General features: G+C 62.4%; 21 protein-coding genes. 3 read left to right on the plus strand and 18 right to left on the minus strand.

Annotation, left to right across the window (positions count from 1 at the left end; all coding sequences use genetic code 11):
* Nucleotides 1-87: 87 nt before the first annotated feature.
* The 5 genes from ABE459_RS15775 to ABE459_RS15795 form a co-directional block, all read right to left on the minus strand.
* The gene (locus ABE459_RS15775) at nt 88-2,676 is read right to left on the minus strand and encodes a TonB-dependent receptor (protein WP_323830277.1); all 2,589 of its coding nucleotides are present in this window, start codon (nt 2,674-2,676) and stop codon (nt 88-90) included.
* A gap of 126 nt (nt 2,677-2,802) precedes the next feature.
* A complete protein-coding gene (locus ABE459_RS15780) occupies nt 2,803-3,765 on the minus strand; it encodes a FecR domain-containing protein (RefSeq protein ID WP_323830276.1) in 963 nt (320 codons plus the stop codon).
* 91 nt (nt 3,766-3,856) lie between these two features.
* Entirely contained in the window at nt 3,857-4,369 is a 513-nt protein-coding gene (locus ABE459_RS15785) for a sigma-70 family RNA polymerase sigma factor (protein WP_110993252.1), read from the minus strand.
* Nucleotides 4,370-4,524: 155 nt separating this feature from the next.
* The gene (locus ABE459_RS15790) at nt 4,525-6,462 is read right to left on the minus strand and encodes a methyl-accepting chemotaxis protein (protein ID WP_323830880.1); all 1,938 of its coding nucleotides are present in this window, start codon (nt 6,460-6,462) and stop codon (nt 4,525-4,527) included.
* 117 nt (nt 6,463-6,579) lie between these two features.
* Entirely contained in the window at nt 6,580-7,977 is a 1,398-nt protein-coding gene (locus ABE459_RS15795; protein WP_323830879.1) for a PLP-dependent aminotransferase family protein, read from the minus strand.
* 122 nt (nt 7,978-8,099) lie between these two features.
* Here ABE459_RS15795 and ABE459_RS15800 point away from each other — a divergent pair, with 122 nt between their 5' ends.
* The gene (locus ABE459_RS15800; RefSeq protein WP_323830878.1) at nt 8,100-9,302 is read left to right on the plus strand and encodes an MFS transporter; all 1,203 of its coding nucleotides are present in this window, start codon (nt 8,100-8,102) and stop codon (nt 9,300-9,302) included.
* A gap of 28 nt (nt 9,303-9,330) precedes the next feature.
* Here ABE459_RS15800 and ABE459_RS15805 read toward each other — a convergent pair whose 3' ends face one another.
* On the minus strand, nt 9,331-10,092 hold the full coding sequence (locus tag ABE459_RS15805) for an SDR family oxidoreductase (protein ID WP_258645518.1): 762 nt from the start codon (nt 10,090-10,092) through the stop codon (nt 9,331-9,333).
* Nucleotides 10,093-10,270: 178 nt separating this feature from the next.
* Between ABE459_RS15805 and ABE459_RS15810 the strand changes: the two genes are divergently transcribed.
* Nucleotides 10,271-11,272: an NADP-dependent oxidoreductase gene (locus ABE459_RS15810; RefSeq protein WP_125857835.1), complete on the plus strand. Its 1,002-nt coding sequence runs from the start codon at nt 10,271-10,273 to the stop codon at nt 11,270-11,272.
* A gap of 37 nt (nt 11,273-11,309) precedes the next feature.
* Here the strand turns inward: ABE459_RS15810 and pyrF are convergent, their stop codons facing one another.
* On the minus strand, nt 11,310-12,011 hold the full coding sequence (gene pyrF, locus ABE459_RS15815; protein ID WP_110992544.1) for an orotidine-5'-phosphate decarboxylase: 702 nt from the start codon (nt 12,009-12,011) through the stop codon (nt 11,310-11,312).
* A gap of 183 nt (nt 12,012-12,194) precedes the next feature.
* Here pyrF and ABE459_RS15820 point away from each other — a divergent pair, with 183 nt between their 5' ends.
* Complete coding sequence (locus ABE459_RS15820) at nt 12,195-12,362, plus strand: DUF2897 family protein (protein ID WP_110992543.1); 168 nt, start codon at nt 12,195-12,197, stop codon at nt 12,360-12,362.
* A 55-nt stretch (nt 12,363-12,417) separates the two neighbouring features.
* Here ABE459_RS15820 and ABE459_RS15825 read toward each other — a convergent pair whose 3' ends face one another.
* The 11 genes from ABE459_RS15825 to ABE459_RS15875 form a co-directional block, all read right to left on the minus strand.
* Entirely contained in the window at nt 12,418-12,744 is a 327-nt protein-coding gene (locus tag ABE459_RS15825; RefSeq protein WP_323830877.1) for a ComEA family DNA-binding protein, read from the minus strand.
* 165 nt (nt 12,745-12,909) lie between these two features.
* Nucleotides 12,910-14,907 carry a nucleoside-diphosphate sugar epimerase/dehydratase gene (locus ABE459_RS15830; protein WP_323830876.1) on the minus strand — a complete coding sequence of 666 codons (1,998 nt, stop codon included), beginning with the start codon at nt 14,905-14,907 and terminating at the stop codon, nt 12,910-12,912.
* A 131-nt stretch (nt 14,908-15,038) separates the two neighbouring features.
* On the minus strand, nt 15,039-16,214 hold the full coding sequence (locus ABE459_RS15835) for a DegT/DnrJ/EryC1/StrS aminotransferase family protein (RefSeq protein ID WP_323830875.1): 1,176 nt from the start codon (nt 16,212-16,214) through the stop codon (nt 15,039-15,041).
* A gap of 166 nt (nt 16,215-16,380) precedes the next feature.
* Nucleotides 16,381-17,016 carry an acetyltransferase gene (locus ABE459_RS15840; RefSeq protein ID WP_323830874.1) on the minus strand — a complete coding sequence of 212 codons (636 nt, stop codon included), beginning with the start codon at nt 17,014-17,016 and terminating at the stop codon, nt 16,381-16,383.
* On the minus strand, nt 17,013-17,606 hold the full coding sequence (locus tag ABE459_RS15845; RefSeq protein WP_110992539.1) for a sugar transferase: 594 nt from the start codon (nt 17,604-17,606) through the stop codon (nt 17,013-17,015). The genes ABE459_RS15840 and ABE459_RS15845 overlap by 4 nt, the downstream gene beginning before the upstream one ends.
* On the minus strand, nt 17,603-18,832 hold the full coding sequence (locus ABE459_RS15850; RefSeq protein WP_323830873.1) for a glycosyltransferase family 4 protein: 1,230 nt from the start codon (nt 18,830-18,832) through the stop codon (nt 17,603-17,605). Before ABE459_RS15850 ends, ABE459_RS15845 begins: the two co-directional genes overlap by 4 nt.
* 16 nt (nt 18,833-18,848) lie before the next feature.
* A complete protein-coding gene (locus ABE459_RS15855) occupies nt 18,849-20,618 on the minus strand; it encodes a hypothetical protein (RefSeq protein ID WP_323830872.1) in 1,770 nt (589 codons plus the stop codon).
* A 240-nt stretch (nt 20,619-20,858) separates the two neighbouring features.
* Complete coding sequence (locus tag ABE459_RS15860; RefSeq protein ID WP_323830871.1) at nt 20,859-21,995, minus strand: glycosyltransferase; 1,137 nt, start codon at nt 21,993-21,995, stop codon at nt 20,859-20,861.
* A gap of 53 nt (nt 21,996-22,048) precedes the next feature.
* Nucleotides 22,049-23,296: a hypothetical protein gene (locus ABE459_RS15865; protein WP_323830870.1), complete on the minus strand. Its 1,248-nt coding sequence runs from the start codon at nt 23,294-23,296 to the stop codon at nt 22,049-22,051.
* Nucleotides 23,297-25,324, minus strand: a complete 2,028-nt coding sequence (locus tag ABE459_RS15870) for a hypothetical protein (RefSeq protein WP_157966809.1) — start codon at nt 25,322-25,324, stop codon at nt 23,297-23,299.
* Entirely contained in the window at nt 25,308-26,462 is a 1,155-nt protein-coding gene (locus tag ABE459_RS15875; protein ID WP_323830869.1) for a hypothetical protein, read from the minus strand. Before ABE459_RS15875 ends, ABE459_RS15870 begins: the two co-directional genes overlap by 17 nt.
* Between the last annotated feature and the right edge of the window lie 7 nt (nt 26,463-26,469).

The following is a 26,469-nucleotide window of genomic DNA, read 5'->3' on the forward strand; positions in this document are numbered from 1 at the left end:
GCTCCCACAGACAAAGCGCCAAGCCCGAGGCGGGCGCTCACCTGTGGGAGCCGGCTTGCCGGCGATAGGGGCTGCACTGATTTCAGATCAGATATCCCACACCACATTGATGGCGAAGTTGCGCCCCGGCATGGTCAGGCGGTCGAGGTTGGCCGGCTGGGTCACGCTGGCTTCGCCGATCGAGTCGTAGCCGCGCACGTCATCCCACTGCCAGTACTTCTTGTCGGTGAGGTTGTACAGGCCGGCGTTGACGGTGACGTCCTCGCTCACCTTGTAGAAGCCGGTCAGGTCCAGCACGCCGTAGCCGGGGCTGCGGAACTGCTTGCTGGTGCCGTCGGGGGCGAAGAAGGTGGTGTCGTCGACGCGATCCTTCTGCTTGACCAGGGTCCAGCTGAGCAAGCCGCCGTAGCTCTGTTGCTCGTAGCCCAGGCCGAGCACGGCGGTGAGCGGGTTGACGCTGTTCAGCGGCTGGCCGTTGTCGTCGTTGCGGCCACGGGCATAGGCCACCGAGCCTTGGGTGTACAGGCCTTGCGCGGCACCGAAGTGGTCGAGGTTCAGGCGGCCCTTGAACTCGGCGCCGCGGATGGTGGCGTGCTTGATGTTGTTGGCCTGGAACTTGGCGCCCAGGTTGGACGACAGGATGGCGTCTTCGTTGATGAAGTCGCGGTACTTGTTATAGAACACCGCCACGTCGAAGTTGCCGGCGTCGAAGTTGCCGCGCAGGCCGGTCTCGTAGCTCTTGCTCTTTTCCGGCTCCAGGTCAGGGTTGGGCTGCACGCTGTAACCCAGGCCCGGGTTGTCAAAGCGGCCGTACATCGCCTTGGCGGTCGGCGTGCGGAAGCCCTCGGCGTACTGGCCGTACCAGGTGTAGTTGTCGTTGAAGGCGTAGGTGACCCCCAGCTTGGGCGAAACGCGGTGCCACTTCTTGGCCGAGTCGTCGGCATTGGCGGCACCGGTCACGCTGGTGCTCTGCACGCCGCGCAGGAATTCGTCGGTGAACTTGGGCTCCATGCGGGTGTAGTCGTAGCGGGCACCCGGCAGGAAGGTCCAGTTGTTCCAGCGGATCTCGTCCTGGGCGAACAGACTGTAAGTGTTCACGGTCGGGTCGGGGAAGTCGCTGACCGGTACCTGGCCATCACGGGCGCTGTTCTGGCCGATGGCTGTGCAGGAACCACCGACGTTCAGGCAGGTGCCGACGCCCTGGCGGATGCCGCTGATCTTCTCGTGCTTGAGGGTGGTGCCATAGGTCAGCAGGTGCTCGGTGGCGCCAATGCTGAAGGCTTTGTCCAACTGGGCGTCAAGGACCCACTGGCGGTCCTTGTAGGTGGTCTGGCGGTCTCGGAACACCTGGCGGCCGGCGGCGAAGTACAGCTCATCGGTGCGCTGGTCGGTCTTGGCGATCTGGTAGTTGAGGCTCCACTTGAGGTGGTCGGCGACCAGGCTGTCGAGGCCGAATTCATGATTGATGCCGAAGCGTTCGCGGGTGACGGTGTCGTTGCCCTGGCGCATGCGGTACGAGTTCGAGGCGCCGAAACCGGGAATGAACGGCCCGCCCACGGAGCTCAGGATGTTCTGGTCGCGGTCGTCCTTGTAGTGCTCGTAGGTCAGGCCCAGGCGGGCGTCGTCGGCGTAGTTCCAGCCCAGTTTGGCCAGCACGTTGGTGGTGCGCACGTCCTCGGGGTTGGATTCGGTGCGGGCCAGGCCGCTGCCGCCGTGCTCGCCGTAGGACTCGGTCTCGTGGCCGTTGCGCTGGCTCAGGTGCAGCAGGCCGTCGAAGTCGGCGTGGCGGCCTGCGACGGTGGCGGACGTCAGCCAGCTCTCGTCGGCGGAGCTGTAGCCGGTCTTCAGGCGCGCGCCGACATCCTTGCCGGGCTTGATGATGTCTTCAGGGTCGAGGGTGAAGTAGCTGACCGCGCCGCCGATGGCGTTGCTGCCGTACAACACCGAGGCCGGGCCGCGCAGGATCTCGACGCGCTTGACGATTTCCGGGTCGACGTAGTTGCGCTGGGTCTGGGCGTAGGGGCCGTAGAAGAAGCTGTCGGGGATCGACACGCCGTCTACCTGGGTGAGGATGCGCTCACCGTCGATGCCGCGGATGTTGTAGCCGTTCAGGCCGCTGCGCTGGCCAACGCCGCCGACCGACACGCCTGGCTCGTAGCGCACCAGGTCCTTGATGTCGTTGACGTTCTGCCGGTCCAGCTGCTCGCGGGTCTGCACGCTGACGGTGCTGGGCACCTGGCTGACTTCCTGGGCGCTACGGGTGGCGCTGACGGTCATCTGTTGCAGGGCGATGGCGCTGCCCGCCTGGCGCTCGAGCACCACGTTGGCGTTGTCGATCTTGCGATAGGCAAGGCCAGTGCCGTGCAGCAGGCGCTGCAGCGCCGCTTCCGGGGCCAGCGAGCCCTGCACCCCTGGCGAGGCCACGCCTTCGGCCAGCTCGGCGTTGAAGCCGACCTGCCAGCCGGTGACCTGGCTGAACGCATTGATCGCCGAAACCAACGGCTGCTGGGCAATGGCGAAGCGGTAGTCGCCCATGCGCGGGCTGCTCGCCTGGGAAGGCTCCACGGCCAGGGCCGGCAGGCTGCCGGCGCCACTGGCGAGCAGGGCGAGGGTCAGCAAGGACAGCTGCCCGTGGCGGCGGGAAGGGGTGAACGGGCGGGTTGGACCTGTGGACATCGAAAGCGCTCCCTGTCGCGCGAGGGGTTATAGGCGTGGACTGTTGTCGTTATCGAACGAGAATCAGTTGCATTGGCTATAACGAGACGTGCTGCCTACAGGGGTCGCGTAAAAAAACTTGTTGGCTTAGTTGAGAATCACCACGGCGGGGTATTCATGCAGCTGCGCCGAGGTGATGTGGGCGAGGGCGCGCAGGGTTTGCAGGGGCTGGTCGAGGCGGTAGTTGCCGGTGACTGCAACCTGCTCCAGCTGCGCATTGCGGCTGATGATCCAGCCTGGGTAGTAGCGCTGCACTTCGGCGATGACCTGGCCCAGCGGGCAGTTCTCGAACACCAGGCGGCCTTCGACCCAGGCCAGTTCTTTGTTCAGGTCGACGCGCTGGCGCTGACCGAAGCCCTGGGGGCCGACACTGATGCTGTCGCCAGCGCTCAGGCGGATGCGCTGGTCGCGAGCGCCCTGCAGATCGACGTCGCCGCGCTGCACGCGCACCTGCGCTTCGCCGTCCAGGTAGCGCACGGCGAAGTCGGTGTCGCGCACGTTGGCGCGCAGCGGCCCGGCCTGCACCTCCAGCGGCGGCTGGCTGCCGCCGGCGACCTGGAAGTAGGCTTCGCCCTGCAGCAAGCGGGCAACCTGGCGCCCGTCGCGCACATCGCTGGCGAAGGCCGAGTTGGTGTTGAGCAGAATCTTGGCGCCGTCGTCCAGTTGCAGGCGCTGGCGCTCGCCGACCACGGTGAGGTGGTCGGCCTGCAGGCGCACAGGCAGGTTGCCGAAGGTGAACAGCCCGACCAGCAGCACGGCGGCGGTGGCCAGCGGCTTCCAGTGGCTGCGCAGGCGCCCGCTGATGGAGCGGCGCTGGCGTTGCTGCATTTGCTCGGCGGCCTGGCGCAGTGGCGCACCGTTCCACAGCGCTTCGGCCTCGACGTAGGCTTCGGCGTTTTCCGGCTCGGCGCCCAGCCAGTGCTCGAAGGCCTGGGTGTCTTGGTCAGTGGCGCACTGCAGGCGGATCAGCCAGTCCATCGCCTCCTCGCGGGCACGGGCGCGGGCATCAGGCTCGGCAGGTGTCGGGCGAGGGGTGGGCTGATCGGTCACGAAGGATCCTTGCGGGGGCTTTTTTGCGCATGATCGGTGCAGGCCCGGCACATGGCAAGGGCTTTACGCAGGTGCGCGGCGAGTGGTCGCGTCACTGGTGCCGAGCGGCGACGCCCATGCAGATGGCCATGATCAGTTTCAGTTCCTTCTGCACGGTACTGGCCGAGACGTTCAGTTGCTCGGCGATTTCCAGGTAGCTGGCGCCATGCAGGCGGCTCTGGATGAAAATGCGCTGCTGGCGTTCGGTCAGCTGGCCGAGGCTCGTGCTCAGGTGCTTGAGCAGTTGCTCGGCGTGGGCGGCATCCTCGCTGCTGCCGGCGGGCGCGGCGACGTTGTGCAGCACTTGCTCGGGCACGTCGTCGACCAGGGTGCGTGCCTGCACCCGGCGGGCGCGCAGGTGGTCCAGGGCGAGGTTGCGCGCGGTCTGGAACACGAAGGGTTCAAGGTGCTCGATCGGCCGCTCGCCCAGGGCACGGGTGACCCGCAGGTAGGTTTCCTGCAGCAGGTCCTCGGCGGTGCTGGGGTTGCCGACCATGCGTTGCAAGGTGCGCAGCAGGCTGAGGCGCTGGGTGAGGAAGACTGAATTGAACCGGGATTGACTCACGGGGGGACCTGGCCACTGTGGGGCGAATGATAATGCTTATCATCCATGTGGCAGGTCAAGCGCTGAAATGTCACGAACAGGTAAAGATTGCGCTTTGCGCGTGGGGCGGTGGGCGTGGGAGCGGGCTTGCCCCGCGATGGGTTCACCACAGGCAATCACAGGCGGAAATGCCCCACCATCCCCTTCAGGTCATCCCCCAGCCGCGCCAGCTCGACGCTTGAGCGGGCATTGTCCTCCATCGCCAGGGCCGCCTGATCGGCGCTGCCACGGATCTGCGTGACACTGCGGCTGATCTCCTCGGCCACCGAGCTTTGCTGCTCGGCGGCCGCGGCGATCTGCTGGTTCATCTGCTGGATCAACGACACCGCCGCGGCAATGCTGCCCAGCGCACTTTCGGTCTGCAGCGCATCGGCCACCGCCAGGCGCACCAGCTCGGTACTGCCACGGATCTGCGTCACCGACTGCTGGGCATTGCCACGCAGGCTGGCCACCAGGCGCTCGATCTCTTCAGTGGACTGACGGGTACGCCGCGCCAGGGCGCGCACTTCATCGGCCACCACGGCGAAACCACGCCCCTGCTCACCGGCGCGAGCGGCCTCGATGGCGGCATTGAGCGCCAGCAGGTTGGTCTGCTCGGCGACACTCTTGATGACCTCCAGCACGTCGCCGATGGTATGGATCTCGGCACTCAGGCTGTCGATCCCGCAGCTGGCGGTCTCGGCGGCGGCGGCGAGCTGCTCGATGCGCTGCATGCTCTGGCGCACCACCTGCTGGCCGGACTCGACCTTGTCGTCGGCGGCCTGGGCCGCTTCGGCCGCCTGCTCGGCATTGCGCGCCACATCATGCACGGTGGCGGTCATCTGCTGCATGGCGGTGGCCACCTGCTCGGTCTCGTCCTTCTGGCTGCCGACTTCACGGTTGGTCTGCTCGGTCACGGCAGACAACGCCTGGGCGCTGCCGGCCAACTGCTCGATGCCCTGTTGCAGGCCGCTGACCACACCGGACAAGCCCTCGGCCATCTGCTGCATGGCCTGCAACAACTGCCCGACCTCGTCCCCCCTCGGCGTCTCGGCCTCGATGGCCAACTCACCGGCGGCGATGCGCCGGGCACGGATGATCACCCGCTTGAGCGGCGCGACCACCGCACGGGTGATCAGCCAGGCCGCCAGCACCCCGACCAGCAGCGCCAGCGCGGTGGCGGCCGCGATGGCCACGGCATTGCGCGCAAGCTCGGCCTGCATCGCCTGTTCCTGTGCGTTGTAGGCCTGGTCGACCCGCGCCGTGACCTGTTCCGCGCGGGCCTGCAACTGGGCCTTGATGCCTTGTTCCTGAGCCAGCAGGTCGGTGTATTCATTGAGTTTGTCGGAGAAGCTGGCGATATGCCCGGCCACCTCGCCCAGCACGCTCTGGTAACCGGCATCGCTCACCGTGCCCTTGAGCTGCTCGACCAGGCTGGCCGCCTCAACCGTCTGGGCAATGCGCCCCTGGCCCACCTCGCCGCCCTTGCGGCTTTGTTCCAGGCGCACCCGGGCTTCGTCCATGGCCTGCAGCATCAGCCGTGACACCTGCGCCACCTGGCCGGCCTGTTCGAGAAACTCGCCGCCCTGCTGGCCTTGAGATTGCTTGAGGGTGTAGGTGCCGTCATCGGCCAGGCCGGCCTGCAGCACATCGAGGTTGTTGGCCACGCTGGACACCGACCAGCTGGCCATGTCCAGCGCCAGCTCCTTGCCCTGTACCGCCTGGACGAACTGGTCGAACGCCTGGCCGTAGGCGCCGAGTTCGCCTTCGGTCGAGGCCAGCCCCGGCAGGCCACGGGCGCGCTCGACCAGGCCTTGCAGGCCAGCGCGCAGCGTATCGGCCTCGGTGATATCGGAGCGCAGGGCGAACGCCTGCTCGTGCTGGCGCAGGCGCAGCAGGTCGGTATTGAACTGGGCCATCTGGCGCAAGCCATCGAAGCGCTGGCCTACGCTGAACAGCGCGTATACGCCGATGGCCGCCACCAGCAGCGTCAGCAGCAGCACCAAGGCAAAGCCCAGGCCGAGCTTGCGGGCCATGCCCAGATTGGCCAGAACACCGTGCTTGGTCACCGCCATCACCGATTCCCCTCTAGCTTATCGGGCTTTTCCGAAAGGCAAGAGTGACAATCGCAGCGGCCACCTCACAAGAGCCTGGCGTCAGAATGGTGTCATTTAGCTATGAGCGTGTCGCTTTCAGGCCGCTGGAGGTCGCCCCGCGTGTCGGAGGAACGCCTGGGCGCGGACGTCCTGTCCGTAGGCGACATTGATGCGCAACCAGTCACAAGCCCGTCCCTGGGGGTCGAAGGCGCTGCCGGGCGTGAGCAGCACGGCATGCTCCAGCGCAAGGCGCTCCAGCCCGGCAAAGTCGCGCCCGGGCGAGCGGGCCCAGACGAACATGCCGCCGCAGGGTTCGCACAACACCTCCCAGCCCCACGCCTCCAGCTGCCCGAGGAGCTTGGCCATGTGCTGCCCCAGGCGCACGCGCAGGCGCTGGATGCTCTTGCGGTAGCTGCCATTGGCAAGCATCTGGCCGATCACCTGTTCGGCAAAGCGGCAGGTGCCGATGCCGCTGACCATCTTCAACTCGGCCAGGCGGGCGATCAGCGCAGGTTCCGCAACCAGGTAGCCCACCCGCAGCGAACTGCTGAGGGTTTTCGAGAAGCTGCCCAGGTAGATCACCCGCTGCTCGCTGTCGAGGGTGGCCAGGCGGGTGGCCGGGCCTTCCTGGAAGTCGGCATAGAGGTCGTCCTCGATGATCCGCAGGTCATGCTCGCGGGCCAGCTCCAGCAGGCGATAGGCGACCTTGGGGGTCAGGCTGGTGCCGGTGGGGTTCTGGTACAGGCTGTTGGTGAACAGGCAGCGTGGCCGGTGCTCGACCAGCAGCCGCTCGAGTTCGACAACGTCTGGCCCCGTTGGCGTGCGCGGCACTTCGAGCATCCGCACGCCTTGCTGGCGCAGCAGGTTGAACAGGTTGTAGTAGCCGGGGCGCTCCACCAGCACGGTGTCGCCCGGCACCAGCAGGGTGCGCACCAGCAGGTCGAGGGCATGGCTGATGCCCTGGGTGGTGAGGATGCGCTCGGGCTCGGCGTTGATGTCGAGCCGCGCCAGGCCCTTGTGCAGCTGCAGGCGCAGGCTGGCCAGGCCCAGCGGCGGGCAGTAGTCGAACAGCGCCTCGGGCTCGCCCCGGCTGACCTGGCGCACGGCCTGCGCCAGTTCCGCCTCGGCGCGCCAGGCCACCGGCAGCCAGCCGCAGCCGAGCTTGAGCAGCGCCTCATGGCCTTCGCCGAACAAGCGCCAGCTGCCATCGATGGCCTCACCCCAGGCGCTGCCGGCATCCACCTGCTGCCCCGGCTTGCGTTCGGCAACGAAAAACCCGGCACCGTGCCGCGCCACCAGCCAGCCGCTCGCCACCAGGCGGTCGTAGGCCTCGATCACGCAGGACGCGCTCACCGCCTGGGCCTTGGCCAGGGTGCGGATCGACGGCAGGCGGGCGCCGGGGCGCAGGCGTTGCTGTTCGATCCAGGCTTGCAACTGTTCGGTCAGTTGCTGGACCAGGGGCGTTGGCTGCAGGCGATCCAGATTCAGGTGCATGGCAAGTGTTCGCTGATTTCGGTCGAACAGTTAATCACAAATGCCTGGGGAGTGTGCCTTGTTGGGCAACCTCATAGCCTCGATGCTGCCGACATACACTCTACCCTTTGACGGATGACCCCATGCCCACCCGCCATGCCCCGGCCCTGCTGGCCTTCGCGCTGTGCCTGATCACCCTCGCGGTCAACCTGCAGGCACCGCTGTACATCACCTACGCCGAACTCGCCGGGCGTGGCGCCGCGGCCACCGCCGTGGCCTTCTCCGGCTATGTGCTCGGCGTGCTGCCGGTGCTGCTGGCCCTTGGCGGGCTGGCCGACCGGGTCGGGCGACGCCCGCTGATCATCGCCGCCCTGGCCCTGTCGATGCTCGCCACGTTGATCATGCTGCTGTTCCCAAGCCTGGAGGCACTGGGTGCCGCGCGCATGCTCCTGGGGCTGGGTACCGGGCTGGCATCGGCCACGGCCACCGCGTACATGGGCGAACTGATGGCGGGCAGCGACAGCGGCCGCGCCGCCAGTTGGGTCACGGCCAGCACCTCACTGGGCTTCGGCCTGGGCGCGGCGCTGACCAGCCTGTGCCTGCTGCGCGGGCCCACCCTGGCACCGGCAAGCTTTCATCTGCAACTGTTGCTCGCGGGGATCGCCGTGCTGTTGCTGTGGCGCCTGCCCGACCCACGTCCGGCGCAACAAAGCGCCATGCTGCGGCTGCCCTGCTACCCCGCCGGTAGCCTGGCCTATGGGATGGCGATCCTGCTCGCCTGGGCCTGTGTCGGCCTGGTGATCGCCCTGCTGCCGGGGATCCTGCGCCAACACGGCCTGAGTGCCTGGTCGGGGTTCTCGACCTTTTGCGTGATCAGTTGCGGGCTGCTGTTCCAGCCCATGGCCCGCCGCCTGCCAAGCGCCCAGGCCACGCTGCTCGGGTTGCTGATACTGCCTTGCAGCTATGGGTTGCTGGCCTGGGGCGCCGACAGCGGTCAACTGGCTGGCGTGCTGCTGGGCGCGATTGCCGCCAGCAGTGCCTGCTACGGCTTTATCTACTTGGGTGGCTTGGCCGCGGTGAACCAGCTCGCTGGCAGCGAGAAGACCCGGGCCAGTGCCGGGTTCTTCTTGCTGGCGTATCTGGGGTTCAGCCTGCCGGTGATCTTTACCGGCTTGCTCAGCGACAGGTTGGGGTCGCGCCTGGCGCTGAGCGTATTCGGCACGGTGTTGCTGCTGGGGTGTGCGGGGGTGGCGTGGCGGTTGTGGATAACCTTGCCGGCCCGTTCGCGGGTAAACCCGCTCCCACAGGAATCGCGCAGCTGTTTGAATGGCGAGCAAGATAATTGATCCCGCCCGCCCAGCGCTGACCGGACAATCAGATCGCCAGTGCACCGCCATCGACGGTCAGGCTGTGCCCGGTGGTGAACGCGGCGCCATCGCTGCACAGGTACAGCACCGCGCTGGCGATCTCCTCGACCTTGCCGATGCGCCCAACGGGATGCATCGCCGCGGCGAACTCAGCCTTGCGCGGGTCGGCCTCGTAGGCGCGGCGGAACATATCGGTGTCGATCACCGCCGGGCACACCGCGTTCACCCGGATGCCCTTCTTCGCATACTCGATCGCCGCCGACTTGGTCAGGCCGATCACCGCGTGCTTGGACGCGGCATAGATGCTCATCTTCGGCGCCGCCGACAGGCCCGCCACCGAGGCGGTATTGACGATCGCGCCACCGCCTTGGGCCAGCAGCAGCGGCAACTGGTACTTCATGCACAGCCACACGCCCTTGACGTTGACGCCCATGATGGCGTCGAACTCGGCCTCGCTGCCCTCGGCCAGGCGGCCCTTCTCGATCTCGATACCGGCATTGTTGAAGGCGTAATCCAGCCGGCCGTAGGCCTGCACGGTCTGCTCGTGCAACTGGCGCACATCGCTGTCGCGGGTCACGTCGCAGGCGACGAACAGGGCCTCGCCACCCGCCTCGCGGATCAGCGCCACGGTGGCTTCGCCGCCGGCCGCGTCCAGGTCGGCCACCACCACTTTCAGCCCTTGGGCAGCGAACGCCTGGGCTGTCGCCCGGCCGATACCCGCCGCACCACCGGTGACCAGGGCTACCTGGCCGGAGAACGTCATGCTCATCACTGGCTCCTGCATGGAGAAATTGAGTCGAGGCTGAGTCTAGTCAGCCCTCCTGCCGGCTGGGCAGCATCATCAGGGGCACGGTTGGACTACTATCGTTTGCGGTGATTTTGCGTGACGCAGTACATAATCACAGCCGATCATCAGCCACCTCTTACCCTGTTCAGGAGAATCCGCCATGCCCCAGACCAACCGCCGTTTCCTGCTGGCAAAGCGTCCGGTCGGCGCCGTGCGCCGCGACGACTTTACCTTCGAGCAGGTGCCAGCAGACCAACCCGGCGCGGGCCAGATCCAGGTGAAGAACCTGTACTTGTCCCTCGACCCGGCCATGCGTGGCTGGATGAATGAAGGCAAGTCGTATATCCCGCCAGTAGGCCTGGGCCAGGTGATGCGTGCCCTGGGCGTGGGCGAAGTGGTTGCCTCGCAGCACCCGGACTACAAGCCCGGTGACCACGTCAGCGGCGCCCTGGGCGTGCAGGACTATTTCACCGGCGAACCCCAGGGCCTGCACAAGATCGACCCACGGCTGGCCCCCCTGCCCCGCTATCTCTCCGCTTTGGGCATGACCGGCATGACCGCCTACTTCGCACTGCTCGACGTAGGCCAGCCCAAGGACGGCGACACTGTGGTGATCTCCGGTGCGGCAGGCGCGGTGGGCAGCATTGCCGGGCAGATCGCCAAGCTCAAAGGCTGCCGCGTGGTCGGCATCGCCGGCGGCGCGCAGAAATGCCAGTACCTGCTCGACGAACTGGGCTTCGACGGCGTCATCGACTACAAGGCCGAGGACGTGCTGGCGGGCCTGAAGCGTGAATGCCCGAAGGGCGTGGACGTCTACTTCGACAACGTCGGCGGCGATATTCTCGACGCGGTGCTGTCGCGCCTGAACTTCAAGGCGCGGGTGGTGATCTGCGGCGCCATCAGCCAGTACAACAACAAGGAAGCGGTCAAAGGTCCGGCCAACTACCTGGCACTGCTGGTCAACCGTGCGCGCATGGAAGGCTTCGTGGTGATGGACTACGTCAAGGAGTACGGCAAGGCCGCACAGGAGATGGCCGGCTGGCTGGCCAGCGGCAAGGTGAAGAGCAAGGAGGATGTGGTCGAGGGGCTGGAAACCTTCCCCGAGACGCTGCTCAAGCTGTTCAGCGGGGAGAACTTCGGCAAGCTGGTGTTGAAGGTCTGAAACCCCGGGGCTGCAAGGCAGCCCCGGCAGGCTCGAATCAGCCGCGGATTTCAGCGACCACAGCAGCCAGCGCCTGCGCCGGATCTGCCGCCTGGCTGATCGGGCGACCGATCACCAGGTAGTCGGAACCTGCATCCAGCGCCTGGCGCGGGGTCAGGATCCGGCGCTGGTCGTCCTGGGCACTGCCCGCCGGGCGGATACCCGGGGTGACCAGCTGCAGCGACGGGTGCGCTGCCTTCAGCGCCGGAGCCTCCAGCGCGGAACACACCAGGCCGTCCATCCCGGCCTTCTCGGCCAGTGCCGCCAGGCGCAATACCTGCTCCTGCGGTTCGATATCCAGGCCAATGCCCGCCAGGTCCTCACGCTCCATGCTGGTCAGCACGGTCACGCCGATCAGCAGGGGCTGTGGGCCGCTGCGCTTGGCCAGCTCTTCACGGCAGGCCGACATCATGCGCAGGCCACCGGAGCAGTGCACGTTGACCATCCACACGCCCATTTCGGCTGCAGCCTTGACCGCCATCGCCGTGGTGTTGGGGATGTCGTGGAACTTGAGGTCGAGGAACACTTCGAAACCCTTGCTGCAGAGGGTCTCGACAATCCCCGAAGCGCTGCTGGTGAACAGTTCCTTGCCGACCTTTACCCGGCACAGCGCCGGATCGAGCTGGTCAGCCAGCTTCAGGGCGGCGTCACGGGTAGGGAAATCCAGGGCGACGATCAGGGGCGTCTGGCAGGCGGACATGGGCGCGGTCTCTTGGCAAGTCGTAAACGGCGCGCATTGTAAACGAAGTGGCATGGCCTTTGGAGGCCGCGGGTCATGAGAATTGGCCTGGCAGTGGGCCACTCCTATAATTGAACCATCGCACGCTGCCATGGTTCGAATGCCATGCTGGTGCTGTCATCTTCAGTTTGCAGGAGAACACCGATGCCTTGGTATGCCTGGTTGATACTCATCGTCGCCCTTGGCTCGATCGTTGGCGGGCTGATGATGCTGCGGGATACGGCGAAAAAACTGCCGTTGACCGAGGAACAGTTGAAGAAAGTTCACGAGCGCAATGCCGAGGCGGATGCCAAGGATGCGCAAGACCGCTGAAGCACTGCCGTCATCAAGAGCCGACCAGCCGGGTGCCGATCGGCTCCAGCCAACTTTACTCGACCATCAGCTTGTCACGATTGCGCTCCAGCAGCGCTTTGCCTATGCCCTTTATCTCGAGCAGTTCGTCCACGGAGGTGAACGGCCCGTTGGCCTCACGGTAGGCGACGATGGCCTGTGCCTTGGCCTGACCGATGCCGTTCAGCGCTTTTTGCAGAGTTTGCGCATCGGCCGTGTTCAGATCTACCCGCTTGTTCGCCTGCTCGGCCGGCATCACTGCCGGCACCGGCTCGGCAGGCATGCTGTTGGGGGCAGCGCTGAGTGAAAAGGACAGGCAAGTGAAAAGCGGGAGCAGCAGATACGACAGGACAGTGTTACGCATGGGAAGTCACTCCTTGAGGCTGATTGAAAGGCAACGTTTCCTTGGTTGCCCTGCTACGGTAGATCGCCGTACCGCCCACGGCAAACCGCTCAAGGTGCGAGTATTTTTCGAGATAATTCAAAGCCTTGAAGCAAAGAAAAGCCCGGCATCAGGCCGGGCTTTTTCTTAAGGTTCCAAGCGACGCTGCTGGTAGATCCAGTCGACGATCTCGCCGTCGGGTGCATAACCGCTCACGGTTTCCCGCAGCAGTTGGCGCACTTGGGCATAGTCATCGACGTTCACTGCATCCAGCAGTTGGTCAAGACGCGCCTTGAGCACCTCCCAGGCCAGATGATCTTCATTGGCGCTCATGATCATCGGGTGCTCGGTGGCTTCCACGTTGTCACCGATCAGCAGCTCTTCGTAGAGCTTTTCACCCGGCCGCAACCCAGTGAACTCGATGGCAATGTCGCCGGTGGGGTTGCGCTCGTTGCGCACGCTCAGCCCGGACAGGTGCACCATCTTCTCGGCCAGTTCGGCAATCCTCACCGGCTCGCCCATGTCCAGCACGAACACGTCGCCGCCCTGCCCCATCGATCCTGCCTGAATCACCAACTGCGCAGCCTCGGGTATGGTCATGAAGTAGCGGGTGATCTTAGGGTGCGTCACCGTCAGCGGGCCTCCAGCCTTGATCTGCTGGCGGAACAGCGGAATGACCGAGCCGGATGAGCCCAGCACATTGCCGAAGCGCACCATGGTGAAGCGCGTGGCATTGATACGCGGGATCTTGTGCCCGTCGCCCCAGAGTACTGCCGAGCTCTCACGGCTCAAACCCTGCAAGATCATCTCGGCCAGGCGCTTGCTGCTGCCCATCACATTGGTCGGGCGCACAGCCTTGTCGGTAGAGATGAGCACGAAGTTGGAAACACCCGCCTGCAACGCCGACTGCGCCGCATGCAAGGTACCTATCACATTGTTCAGCACGCCTTCGGCAATGTTGTGTTCGACCATCGGCACATGCTTGTAGGCCGCCGCGTGATAAACGGTCTCAACATGCCAAGTCTGCATGATGTGCAACAGCTTGCTCTGGTCACGCACAGAGCCGAGGATCGGCAGCAGGCGCACGCGCAACGACTCGCGCCGGCAACGTTGTTCCAGCTCGGCAAGGATGCTGTAGAGGTTGAACTCACTATGTTCGAACAGCAGCAACGTCGTGGGGCCCAGCTCCAGGATTTGTCGACACAGCTCCGAACCGATCGAGCCGCCCGCCCCCGTCACCATGACCACCTTGCCGGTGATGCAGCGCTGCAGCAGCCCTTCCTGAGGCGGTACGGCATCACGCCCCAGCAGGTCGGCAATATCGACTTCCTGAATGTCATCGACCTTGACCCGACCACTGGCCAAGTCCATCAGCCCCGGCACACTGCGCACGTGCAGGGGGAAATCTTCCAGGTAAGTGAGGATCTCCCGGCGCCGCGCGCGGCTCGCCGAAGGGATGGCCATAAGCACTTCCTGGGCGCCGGTCACTTCGATCATGCGCTGGATGTTGCGAGACTTGTACACATGCAGGCCGGAGATCACGCGCTCGGCGATGTCCGGGTCGTCATCGATGAAGGCCACCGGGCGCATCGTGCGGCCCATGCGCAACGCCGCGACGAGCTGATTGCCCGCGGCACCGGCACCGTAGACGGCCACGCGCGGCAGGCCATCATCACGATTGGCGAAGGGCACGTGCTGCACCGTGCTGAACCAGTCGGCGAGGAAGTACTGGCGCATCAACAGGCGCAGGCCACCCAGCATGATCAGGCTCAACCACCAGTAGTTGAACACGATCGAACGCGGCACCAGCGTGGCGTGGTTGCTGTACCAGTAGACCACCAGCGCCAACGCCAGCGCAGAAAGACCGACAGCCTTGAAGATGACCATCAGCGCATCGTTGCCGAAGTAACGCAGCACCGCCCGGTACATGCCGAAGCGGATGAAGATCGGTATGGCGATCAACGGCGCGGCCACGAACAGCCAGGTATGGTCGGCCATCGCACCGCTGGCTTCTTCGAAGCCCAGGCGCACGATGAACGACATCCACAGCGCAAGCCACACCAGCAGCAGGTCTACCGCAACCTGCAAGGCACGTTTGTACCGACGTGGCAGACCCAGCAGGCCTGCTCTCAAGTTATCCATCATCAGAGTTGGTCCCGCCTCCGCTTCCCGCGGATGTGAGGTCAGTAATACGGTCTTGCCCCGCTATCGGCCCAGGCCGACAGCGGGGTGTCGTGCCGCCACCCGTGCTGCACGGGCGGCGTGCAGTGAAGCACTTACCGACTGGCTTGTTGCACAACGTCCTGCAGGGTACTGCAGGTCTTATTCATCTCGTCTTCGGTCAATGTCGGATGAACCAGGAACATCAGGCTGGTTTCACCGAGTTCCCTGGCAACCGGCAAGCCCGGCTCCGGGCGCCAACCCGTACCGTCGAAGGCTTTTTCCAGGTAGACCTCGGAGCAGGAGCCGGAAAACGCCGGAACGCCTCGCGCCACGATCTCGCCCAGGATGCGATCGCGGTCCCAGCCTTCCTTCAGTGCCGACGGTTCGACGAACACATAGCACTTGTAGGCGGCATGGAGGATACCCTCCGGCATTGCCGGCACACGCAGCGCAGGCAAGCGGGCGGCCACGTCCCAGAGCTGCTGGGCATTGGCCAGGCGCCGGGCGTGCCAGTCGGCCATGCGCCGCAACTGGATACGGCCGATCACCGCCTGCACTTCGAGCATCCGCCAGTTGGTCCCGAAACCCTCATGCAACCAGCGGAAGCCCGGGGCATGCTGACGCTCGTAAACCGCTTCCCAACTTTTGCCGTGGTCCTTGAACGACCACATCCGCGACCACAGTTCGCGGTCATTGGTGGTGACCATGCCGCCTTCGCCACCGGTGGTCATGATCTTGTCCTGGCAGAACGACCAGGCGCCCACATGACCAATCGAACCCACCGGCCGGCCTTTGTAGCGGGCACCATGGGCCTGGGCGCAGTCCTCGATCACCTTGAGGTCATGCTTGGCAGCCAGCGCCATGATCGGGTCCATGTCGCAGGGCCAGCCCGCCAGGTGCACACAAATCACTGCCTTGGTTCGCGGCGTCAGCACCGCCTCGATGGTCGCTGCGGTAATGTTCTGCGAGTCCCGGTCCACTTCGGCGAACACCGGGACCGCACCGGCATTGACGATCGAGGAGACCGAGGCCAGGAAGGTGCGCGGGGTCACTACCACTTCATCTCCGGCACCGATGTCCAGCGCCTTGAGCGCTACATCCAGTGCAACCGTACCGTTAGCGAGGGCAACGGCATGATCGGTGCCGGCCCATGCGGCAAATTCCTTTTCGAACTCGCGGCATTCCTGCCCGGTCCAGTAGTTGACCTTGTTGGAGAGGATGACCGCGCGCACGGCGTCGGCTTCTTCTTCGCTAAAGGAAGGCCATGGGGAGAAAGGAGTATTCAACACAATAGAGGCTCTTCAGTATTTGGTCGAAATGGAGGGGCAGCATGCCAATGCCACCGGATCGAATCTTGTTGTCTTCAGCCAGGCTGAAAAGGCAGAAGGCCCATGATACGTCGACAAGCAGCAGTCTTTGACCTACAGGCAGCAAGGCAAGAACGGCGAGCTAAGGCTAAGTGGCCTTCTTTTGGGGAACTGCCTGCGCAGGCACACCAACGACGGTCAACCGGTCCTGGATATCAGCCACCACTGCCGCACCCGCGCCGACAGTCACCTGGGATCCGATCCGGACAAGTTGGCGAACACTAGCACCGATGCCCACCCAGCTCAAATTCCCGACCTTGACGCCACCGGCCAGGCGAGCCCCCGGGCTGATGTGCACCGCCGCACCCAACTCACAGTCATGGTCAACACTGCAGCCGGTATTGAGAATGGCACCCAGCCCTATTCGGGCATCGGCGTTGACGACGGCACCGGCGAACACCACCGAACCGCGCTCGATCAGGGCATGGCGACTGACCGTGGCGGCCGGGTGCACCAGGCTGCACAGGCGGGCGCCGGCGTCTTCGAGCTCGCGCAGCTTGTTGTAACGAACAGGGTTATTGCCAATGGCCACCGCCACACCGTCGTACTCATGCAGGCGTTCGCGCAGCGCCGCTGTGTCACCGACCACCTGCCAGGCACCATTGGCCTTGAGCCCGGGCCAGGCATCATCGAAGAAGTCGATGGTCTTCCAACCACAGCATTCGGCCGTATCGGCCACGACCTTGCCATGACCACTGGCGCCGAGGATCGCCAGCTTGCTCACGATCGGTTCCCGGTAAACTTGGACATGGTGGCTTCGCCCGCAGCGCTGATGCCGTCGCGCACCACCACCTTCTTCAAGGTAAGGAAGATGATCTTGAAATCGAGCCAGATCGAGCGGTTGTCCACGTACCAGACATCCAGCTTGAACTTGTCCTCCCAGCTCAGGGCGTTACGGCCATTGACCTGGGCCCAGCCGCTGACCCCAGGGCGAACCTCGTGGCGACGGTACTGCTCGGGGCTGTAAAGCGGCAGGTACTCCATCAGCAACGGGCGTGGCCCGACCAGGCTCATGTCGCCCTTGAGCACATTCCACAGTTCAGGCAGTTCGTCCAGGCTGCTGGCGCGCAAAAAGCTACCGAAGGCAGTCATGCGCTGCGAGTCCGGCAAGGGATTGCCATCGGCATCGAAGGCATCGCGCATGGTGCGGAACTTCACCATCTTGAAGGGCTTGCCCCCAAGACCAGGGCGCACCTGGGAAAAGATCACCGGTGAGCCGAGCTTGCGCCGAATGCACCACGCGACAATCACGATCACCGGTGACAGTACGATCAAGCCAAACAACGACAATACGAAATCAACCAGCCGCTTCACTTGGCGTCACCTTGAAACAGTATCTGCAGATAGTCGTTGGCCAACTTGGTATAGCTACGGTTCTGCAGCAGCCATTCGCGCCCTCGCGCGCCCATCGCCGAACGCTCCTGCTCGCTCTTGGCCTTCATTTCGAGCACGGCGCCGACCACCGCATCGACGTTGTTGGCAGGCACGAACACGCCGCAGCCCGACTCGTCGATCATCGACGGATAGCCGTTGTACGACGCCACCACCGGCTTGGCCGCCAGCATGTAGTCGATGACCTTGTTCAACGACTGGCCGTAATCCCACACCTTGGAATCGTGGACCGAGAAGTACAGCAGGTCCCCCTTGGCCAGCACCGACTGCACCATGTTGCGCGGCACCTTGGGCGCGAAGACCAGGTTGGGCAGGTTGCCATACTGCTGCTGGTAGCTTTGCTTCAACGCACCGTCGCCAACGATGACGAACTCGACGTCGGCATGCTCGCGCATGGCTTGCGCCGCGGCGAAGAACACGTCCAAGGCATTGGTGATGCCGATGGTGCCGGCATGCACGACCTTGAACTTGCCACTTGAGAGGTAGCTCTCGGCATACTCCGGCGGCAGTTCGGCGACATCGCTCAGGTGTTCCTGGCTCACGCCCATCGGCACACAGAATACCGGCCGATCGCGACCAAGCTCATTGCGCACATGGGCGGCGAGATTGGGCATGGTACCGACGATGGCATCGGACTTTCGGTAAGCGAGCCGCTCCAGCCACGACAACCCCCTGACAAACAGGTTGCCGTTGCTGAAACCACCCTCTTCGACGATGGTCAGTGGCCAGATATCGCGCACCTCGAATACCAGGCGGCACTTGTACTTGAGCTTGAGCAGCAGGCCGTTGACGATGGTCAGCAACGACAGGCTGGAAATGATCACCACATCAGGGCGTTCCAGCTCGCGCTTGTTCAGCCAGAACAGGTTCCACTCGAAGTGGAACCAGCTGAGGATCCTGCGCGCGGACTTGGCCACCGAATACTTCATGGTTTTCAGCCAGACAAGCTTGACCCCGTCGGTAACCTCTACCGTAACCCGGTCGTGCAGCACCGGAAGGTCCACCAAGTTGTTGGAATCCGAGCTGACGACGACGACCTGATAACCGGCCCGCCTCATCTCATCCACCAGGAACCAGCCCCGTCCTCCGGGGCTGGTGGCGGTCTTGGGTGAAAAGTACTTGGTGACGTACCAGATCGTCTTGTTCATCGCGTCGGCCAGCCCGTCAGTCTTTGTACAGACGCGGGATGGCGTTGACGATCTTGATCACTTCGGTGAAGTCCATGCCCAGCGCGTCGAGGTACCAACGGATGTTCTGGTAACGCGGACGGTTCTCTTCACGTACCAGTTCCAGCGCGCGCTCACGGGTGATCTCGCCTTCACGCACCTGGTTGCTGCGGAAGGTATCGTGCTCGGAGAAGCCTGCAACGAGGTAATAGATGTAGTTGTACAGGCCCGCGGTACCGTCACCGATCCGCCAGGTGGTGCTGGTGTCGACTGCCACTTCCCAACCGTAATCGTTGATCAGCGTGTCATCGATGGCCTTCTCGTCCCAGCGCCAGTAATCGAAGATGTGGTAGTAGTCTTTCTTCTCGGTGAAGCTGCGGTAGTACTCGCCCGACAAGGTGTCCCACAGCGAGCTGTTGAAATAGCCTGGGCTTTTCAACATGGCCTTGAAGCGCAGGCTCTGGTACTCCATCTGCTTGCGCCAGCCGTGCATGTACACACGCTTCTCTTCGAATGCCGGTGGCACGCCGAGGAAGCCGGCCTTGAAGTGGGTGACCTCCAGCGGGTTGACGCCCCACAGGTTCAGGCTCACGCCGGTCTGCTGCTTGACCGTCTCGATATGGCGGAAGAAGTGCTTGTCGCCCGCAGTCAGGATGCTGATCATCCCCAGGTGCGGCGCCTTCAGCCAGGCCTTGAGGTTGACGGCGATGTTCCTGCGCTTCTGGGCGATGTCATCGGCGACGATGATGTTTTCCACACCCAGCTCGGCGCTCATGCGGCTGATGTTGCGCCGACCGAGGTCGGTCACCATGCCCCAGTCGTAGGTGTAGGTGACCGGGTTCATCTTCAGTTCTTTGACGATCAGGTGCAGCCCGTAGCAGCTGTCACGCCCACCGGAGAACGGCACGATGCAGTCGGTGACGCCGGCACGGCGGTAGCCTTCCACCAGGTTGAACAGCTCTTCCTTGGGCTTGGGCACATTGCGCGGGCTGTAGTTGTGGCAATAGTTGCACACGCCGTCTGCGTCGAAGTCGATGAACGGCATGGTTTCCGGAAGAATGCAGCGGGTGCAGCGACGCAGGTTCGGCTGCGGGTAGAGCAGCTGCTTTTCTTCGGAGGTGATGAACTGGAACGGCGGAATCAGGTTGTGAACGCGCTGGTTGTTGTCGGCAACGCTGATGTCGGTGGCCGCCGGCAGGTCCAGAATGATCGCTTCCTGCCTGACTTGCTTGATATCGGTGCAACCGATCTGGCTGAGCGGGAACATCTCCGAGGAGAAGCTGACGCCATCCTTGGCGGTGCCGACGTACAGGCTGCCATTGTTGGAGAACAGCAATGCCTTGCCCAAGCGCGGAATGACGATGGCGCAGGCAATCACGCCGACGCACAGGCCGAGTACCTTTTGCGCCAGGCCGTCGAGGTTGTCGCCCGACTCTTCCAGGTGCTGCTCGGTGATGGCCGCGATCACTTCGCTGTCGATTTCGAGGGCACGGGCCGGCTTGAGGTGACTCCAGACCTCGGCATCGTTGACGATGATCCCGTTGTGGATCACGCAGACGCCGCCGCGCACGACCGGCTGGTTGTCGGAAAGCCCGTTGGTGATCAGGCGGCTGTGGCCAAAGACGAACGCCGAATCGAAAGGTTTGACCTCCGAGATCAGCTTCTTGATGTCGTAGTCCGCGCGTTTGACCTGGTAGCCCGAACGATCCGCATAGATCAGGCCACTGGAGTCACGTCCACGCTGCCTGGCATGCAGGGCCAGCGTCATCAAGCTTTCTTTGTTAACTTTTTCCCTGGCGATGAAGCCAAAAATTCCACACATATCACAGCCCGTATCAATTGGTTATCCCGCTGCCGACACAGCGGGTTGTAGTCTGGGCGTAACAGCCAGCCCGATAATAGGGCCACTGCATACCGCCAATTCCTTTGCCTCACGGCGCCAGCCCTTCCCCAAACCGGCACAGATCCGCCAGGGCATCGCTCGCAAATTGCGTGCCCAACAGGAATCTCAGTGTTTAGTCGCCGACAGGCCTTGCTGGTAAAGCGCCACCAACTTCTGCTCCTGCGCCTGCCAACTCAACGGCGTCAGGTTGGCGAACTGGAACGTCGAAGGCGAGCGTTCCAACCTCAGAATGGCGTCACGGATGTCATCGGCGTGCAGTTTACAGCATTCGCCCACGCCGTACTGCGTCAGCAGAGCGCGAATATCAGGAAAATCGGACGCAAGCACCGGCACACCGGCGAAGCAATACTCGAACAGTTTGTTCGGCAAGCAGTAGTAGTCGCTGAGCGAAACATCCTGCACCAGGCACAGCCCGAAGTCTGCGGACTGGGCGATGGGCACCACCTGCGAATGCGGCACGGCGTCGTGTACATGGATGTTTGGATGCTCTGCGGCCAGGCGCTTGAGGTCCTGGCTCAACTCGCCATAGCCAAGAAACACCACGTGCGAGGAAACCTGCGGGTCCTTGAAGGCCTCGGTGAGCAGGTCGATACCCCGGCCGTGGCCAAGGATACCGACATAGATGAACACCTTGCTCTCGGCTGGGATGGCGAACTTTTTGCGCAGATAATCCTCATCCTGATGCTGCCCTTCATGGAACAGTGGGGAGTTGAGGATGACCGTGGACGGCTTCGGCCCGATGTTCTCCTGATACCACCGCTCGATCGACGGGCTGACCACGATAAGCGCATCGACGAAGCGCCACAGGAGCTTTTCCACCCGCAGCGTCAACGCACCCTGAAGCCGGGTCAGGCCGTTGCGGTCGGACTCCAGCTCATGGGCGTCGTAGACCAGCTTCGCGCCGGTCAGCCACTTGACGATGCAACCCAGTGGCAGCACCAGGGTGTCGTGGCAGTGGATGACATCCGGGCGCTCGCGAACGGCGTGCGGCAGCATCCTGCCGACCAGTTCGAACAGGGTCACGACATGCCGCAAGGTGCGGGGCAGGAAGGTCAGCTTACGCGAGCGCAGGTTAAGTGCCGTGATATTGGCTTTGAATGAAACCGCAGTCTTCTGCGCGCCTTCATCCAGCACGACACCGATGCCGCTGGCGGTATAGCCAGCCGCTACCAACGCGCCCATTTCCTTGAGGATTCGAGAATCGAATTCGATGTCCGTATGCGTCAAATGCAGAGTTTTCATGCGTTATCAGGTATCAACGTTCTAGCTTATGGGTCTGTTTTAGGATCGGCACATCACGGGGTGCCAGCGACACGCCTGGGCACGCAGCTTAACGCCGCGAACATGCAGGCCAGGCATATCGGCAAGGAGAAAACGGTATCGCCGGAGATCAGTGAGTAAGGCAGCGCAATCAAGAACAATGCGATTGGCACTGTCTGCCGCTGGCGTAAAACAAGCCAGAATGGCCAAATATAAAATGCAAGGGCGACGAGCGCGAAAACAACGCCCCCGATGACCCACTCTGAGATCACCGGCATATGTGGATAGTGGAACATGTCACAAGGCGAAAACGTACACGAGAATACCTGATGGTAGCCCCAGCCTTGTGGCAGCCAACTCACCATGGAGAGGCCGAGGCTCCAGAACTTGATGCGCGAACCGGTGCCCCCTGTACCATCCCCCATGGTGCTCAACATCACCCCAGGTGTCGAGCGATTTATCGACACCCCATTCAGGCTGACCGCGTCGCCGATGGACAATACCGTGTAGGGCAAGTCCCCATGCTGGAATCTTGCAAACGAGACAGGGTCTGACACGGCATAGATAAGCAGGGCAGAAAAAATGGCGACAATCACTGATTTGACGACCGCCGAGCGCCCTTGAACCATTACCCAAATAATCGGCAAGAACACCATGAGCACAATGAATCGGCGAGAGCTCGATAGTGCGCCTGCCGCAATCAGGAAGGGTAAAGCCCACCACAAACGCATCTTGATGCAACCCAGGGCCGCCGCCAACCAAAACAACCCCAGGTTATTGTAATTGATGCATAGCGCTGAACCGGCCGGGTAGGAGGCACAGCTCTCAAGCATGAAACCAAGCAGATAGCCTCGGTCGAGCAAGGCCGCTTTCACCAAGCCGATCAACGCGCTCACCAACGCCAGAGGAATCAGTGCCGAGAAAAACCCAGAGAGCGTGTCTTCATCAGCCAGCACGTAGATAAATAGCAGAAATGAGGCGATTAGCAGGTCCTTGACAACCTGGCCAGCAAACATCGTGTGGCTGAATACCAGGGCAACTGCGTGAAGCATCAGCAGCAACACCATTGGCAAAATCGCCAGCGGGGGTTTCTTGACCTTTTCACCGCGAATGAGCGACAGCACGATCAACAAAAACAGTGGCACCGTCAAAAGGGCGGCCCATCGCCAGGAAAAAAACTCGGCGTAAAAGGGGGCAGCCATCGCGACCCCACCCAGAAAGCCTTTCCCTAGGAGCATGTTCCGCTGAGAGAACGCACTGAATTTGTTGATCGCACTGGTCATTTAGCGATTTACCTGTTTGGCATGACTGGACGCGCCCATCACCAAGGCCCAGGGGCTATTGGATATTTCCCAAGGTGCTGTAGCTCTGTAGTAACGCTGCAAAACCGGAATCTGAATTTGCGGTGCTTTTCCTACCGCCAGTAACGAGCGAGCGGCAAATGGGAAAACGTCGCCAAACTTGACGGTTTCCACGGCACTGTTCACTAGCTTTTCTTTATTCAACCCTGGAATAAAGTCGATGGCCGACATGACCGACATGAAGTCGATTGAACGGAAAGAGATCCATGCCAGACCGTGGTCCCCAGGATAGGACGGTGTATGGCACGAGCGATTGTCAGCCTCGGTCCAGCCGTCATAAGCGTGGCCGTACCAATAATTCCATTTGTCCACCGGTGGAAAGCCTCCGTCCACCCCCAGTCGCTCCATGAAGAACGTAATGATGTCCCGTTGATCACGCAGCTCTGGAGAATCGACAGGCTGACCCTTGACCCGCGCCGAGTTGAACAATCCATATGCCCACTCGTTCTGGTGGTTAAAGGGGACTGGCAAACCATCAAAGTAGAAGGCACTGCACTTCGGCCAGCGCAGGTGCGCGGTACCCGGCTTCATCCACTGCGGTTCCTCGCCCTCATGCGCCAACTGATCGATATGCCCTTCGAGGTTGGAAACCATGTGACGCAGTTTTTCGGCGTTACGCAGCCGTGGTGCATTCGGCAGCTCTTCCGCGTAGCGGTCGAATAGCAGCAGCAGGCGACTGGTCTGCACGGCAAAAAGCGCAGCAGATCGATCATGAGTAAAGCCCTTGGTCTTGAACCCATCCGGCCTGTCAAGCAAGTCATCCAGCGCAGTCACTTCGATCACGACCCGACGCAGAAGATCACCGGCTACGTCGCCGAAGATGGCCTTGGCCTGCTCATGAGTATCGGTGAGCAACAGCAGGTCCATTAGGCCATTCAGGTAATAAATCTGCGACCACGGTATGCGCCCTTCAGTATTGTCCACACCAAATTCAAGCACGCCGCTTTGTTGACCATTGCGCAAATCCTGCAGGAACACCTGGGCAATTTCGCTCGCCGTGTTGGCGCGGCTGACAGCCACCTTCCCTTCTGCCTGACGATACTCCAACCGCCAAGGAACACCTGCCGACATGTCAACCGGATCAAGCACCTGAGTGTTCAACATACCTGATAGGTAAGGGCTACTCATCCCGATGCGGGCACGACACAGCACTGCCGGCCCCGTCGGGGTGAACAGTGCTTCAATGACCGTTTCGCAGTCATTCAAACGCTGGCCTTCAACTTTGCCGTCACGGATCTTTGCGTACAAAGCACCGGCGATCAGGTCAAACCCGTGCTGCGCATCACCTGAGAAAAATACCGGTGGTTCCATCTCATAGGTTGATCCGGCCGGTGGATAGAAGCTTGGCAACTCAACCCGCAATCCGTCAGGTTCACCCGCCCGCGCAACGTCCATCAAATAGTTCTTGCGCTGTTTGTTGTCGTACACCACCCAATACAATTTGCCTGCCCCTGAGGCGGACGCACGAAATATTGGATAGTCCACGCCATCCAGCACGATCTCCTGCTGCCCGAGCAGCCGGCCATCGCGCGCATAGGTCAAGCTGAACAGGTGGCCGTTAAAGATCTTCCTGAACGCAACGTGATAGTTACCGTCGATCATTTTGACATCGACTGGCACCCCCTGAAATGGAAAGGCTATCTCCACACCTGGGCCAATAAGCTTTGAATGGTACGTTGCGTCGATATACAGATCACCGACCCGATTTTCCCCACCCAATGATGTAAATGGGAAAATGCCGTAACCGTCGACCGCGGCGGGTTTCAAGCGAACAGCACTGCGCTGATGGTAGTTGCCAACCTGCCAGGGCGAAACATCGCTCAGCGCCAACTCGGGGCGAACAGCTGCAGCGTGCTGTTTTTTTGCCTTGATATGATGCCCAATCATCACCACCGACACAGTGGCGATGAGAGCCAACGATACCGCAAGGACCTTATTGCGCATTTTCACTGAACCCACACGCCTTCAACGCTCGGTACAGGTAGGACTCATACTCAGCCACCTGCCTGTTCCCTGCGGTCCCACGTGGATACTTCAGGTATCCGCCCTCAGGTCCTTCGTAGCGCTCAACCTCACCCAGGAAGTAATTGCCCGCGGCAGGGTCCTTGAATCGGCACATCAACTGCGAGGCGATACTCAAATCGTACAAGCGTGCTGCCGTGGTGATTTCTGGGCGGAATGCCGGCCACCCGCGGACTTTCCCATCCTTGCCAAAGAAGTCCATCAGGTGCTGGAAAACTTTCTGGCGATCGAAACTCGCTGACAGCCGCCCCTGGCTATCCATGTAGGTCAAGATACCTTCGATGATGTACCCCGCATGCGGGAGGTCATTCGGGTTGTCTTCCTGAATGGAATAGTTCCAATACCATGAACCGCTTCCCTCGGCGATCTTCTTGTTTCGAACCAGCGCCAACATGGTGGCGTCAGCAGCCGACTGCAGTGCTTCTTTCAGTTCACCATTCGGGGTGATTTCTGCAAAGCGCTGCATCTGTCCAGCCAAGTAAACGGCAGAATTGAAGGTATCGTATTTTCGGTCATTAACCAGTAGGGAGTACGGCAACAGCCCTGCCGGTGTACGCATTTCCACTGGCAGGTAAGGCTTCAGCGCCTGCTCGACCAAGGCCAAAATCTCTGCCTTCTTTTTGTCGTCTACGTACTGCGCCCAGCCAAGCAAGGCGTCTACGGCAATCGCAGTCGAGATGGCGTATTCGGTATTTTCCGGGTTGACGGAGCCGTCTCCGTAGGCATCCCAGGCAATTGGAACCCCCCATCCCATAATGCCATCGGCATTGGCGTCCGCATTCTCGATGAGCCAGTTGCCCGCTTTGACACCGAGCGCGTTCACCTCCTTGAGATGCCCCGCCCTCGCCTCTTCGATAGCCCCCAACAGAATCAGTGCATAACTTTTTGGCACATCGGCGGGCTCGTCCGAGGGGTAATCCGCCAGGCCACGGCCGGGATGATCATGATCGATACTGAGCATCACTTTGCGCAGGATCTGATCCCCATCCACGGGCCTGGCCTCTGGCGCAGTGTCGTTACAACCTACCAGGCCCAAGAACAGAAAGAAGAAGGTACGTTTGATCATAGATAGT

Source organism: Pseudomonas sp. TWI923, from assembly GCF_039673365.1.
Lineage (GTDB): Bacteria > Pseudomonadota > Gammaproteobacteria > Pseudomonadales > Pseudomonadaceae > Aquipseudomonas > Aquipseudomonas sichuanensis.

Bases quoted from the DNA above. Each gene is read 5' to 3' on its own strand.
- ABE459_RS15825 (WP_323830877.1), bottom strand. From the start codon at position 12,744: ATGCGTAACACTGTCCTGTCGTATCTGCTGCTCCCGCTTTTCACTTGC.
- ABE459_RS15800 (WP_323830878.1), top strand. From the start codon at position 8,100: ATGCCCACCCGCCATGCCCCGGCCCTGCTGGCCTTCGCGCTGTGCCTG.
- ABE459_RS15830 (WP_323830876.1), bottom strand. From the start codon at position 14,907: ATGATGGATAACTTGAGAGCAGGCCTGCTGGGTCTGCCACGTCGGTAC.
- ABE459_RS15805 (WP_258645518.1), bottom strand. From the start codon at position 10,092: ATGAGCATGACGTTCTCCGGCCAGGTAGCCCTGGTCACCGGTGGTGCG.
- ABE459_RS15865 (WP_323830870.1), bottom strand. From the start codon at position 23,296: ATGACCAGTGCGATCAACAAATTCAGTGCGTTCTCTCAGCGGAACATG.
- ABE459_RS15860 (WP_323830871.1), bottom strand. From the start codon at position 21,995: ATGAAAACTCTGCATTTGACGCATACGGACATCGAATTCGATTCTCGA.
- ABE459_RS15795 (WP_323830879.1), bottom strand. From the start codon at position 7,977: ATGCACCTGAATCTGGATCGCCTGCAGCCAACGCCCCTGGTCCAGCAA.
- ABE459_RS15790 (WP_323830880.1), bottom strand. From the start codon at position 6,462: ATGGCGGTGACCAAGCACGGTGTTCTGGCCAATCTGGGCATGGCCCGC.
- ABE459_RS15820 (WP_110992543.1), top strand. From the start codon at position 12,195: ATGCCTTGGTATGCCTGGTTGATACTCATCGTCGCCCTTGGCTCGATC.
- pyrF (WP_110992544.1), bottom strand. From the start codon at position 12,011: ATGTCCGCCTGCCAGACGCCCCTGATCGTCGCCCTGGATTTCCCTACC.
- ABE459_RS15775 (WP_323830277.1), bottom strand. From the start codon at position 2,676: ATGTCCACAGGTCCAACCCGCCCGTTCACCCCTTCCCGCCGCCACGGG.
- ABE459_RS15810 (WP_125857835.1), top strand. From the start codon at position 10,271: ATGCCCCAGACCAACCGCCGTTTCCTGCTGGCAAAGCGTCCGGTCGGC.
- ABE459_RS15875 (WP_323830869.1), bottom strand. From the start codon at position 26,462: ATGATCAAACGTACCTTCTTCTTTCTGTTCTTGGGCCTGGTAGGTTGT.
- ABE459_RS15850 (WP_323830873.1), bottom strand. From the start codon at position 18,832: ATGAACAAGACGATCTGGTACGTCACCAAGTACTTTTCACCCAAGACC.
- ABE459_RS15855 (WP_323830872.1), bottom strand. From the start codon at position 20,618: ATGACGCTGGCCCTGCATGCCAGGCAGCGTGGACGTGACTCCAGTGGC.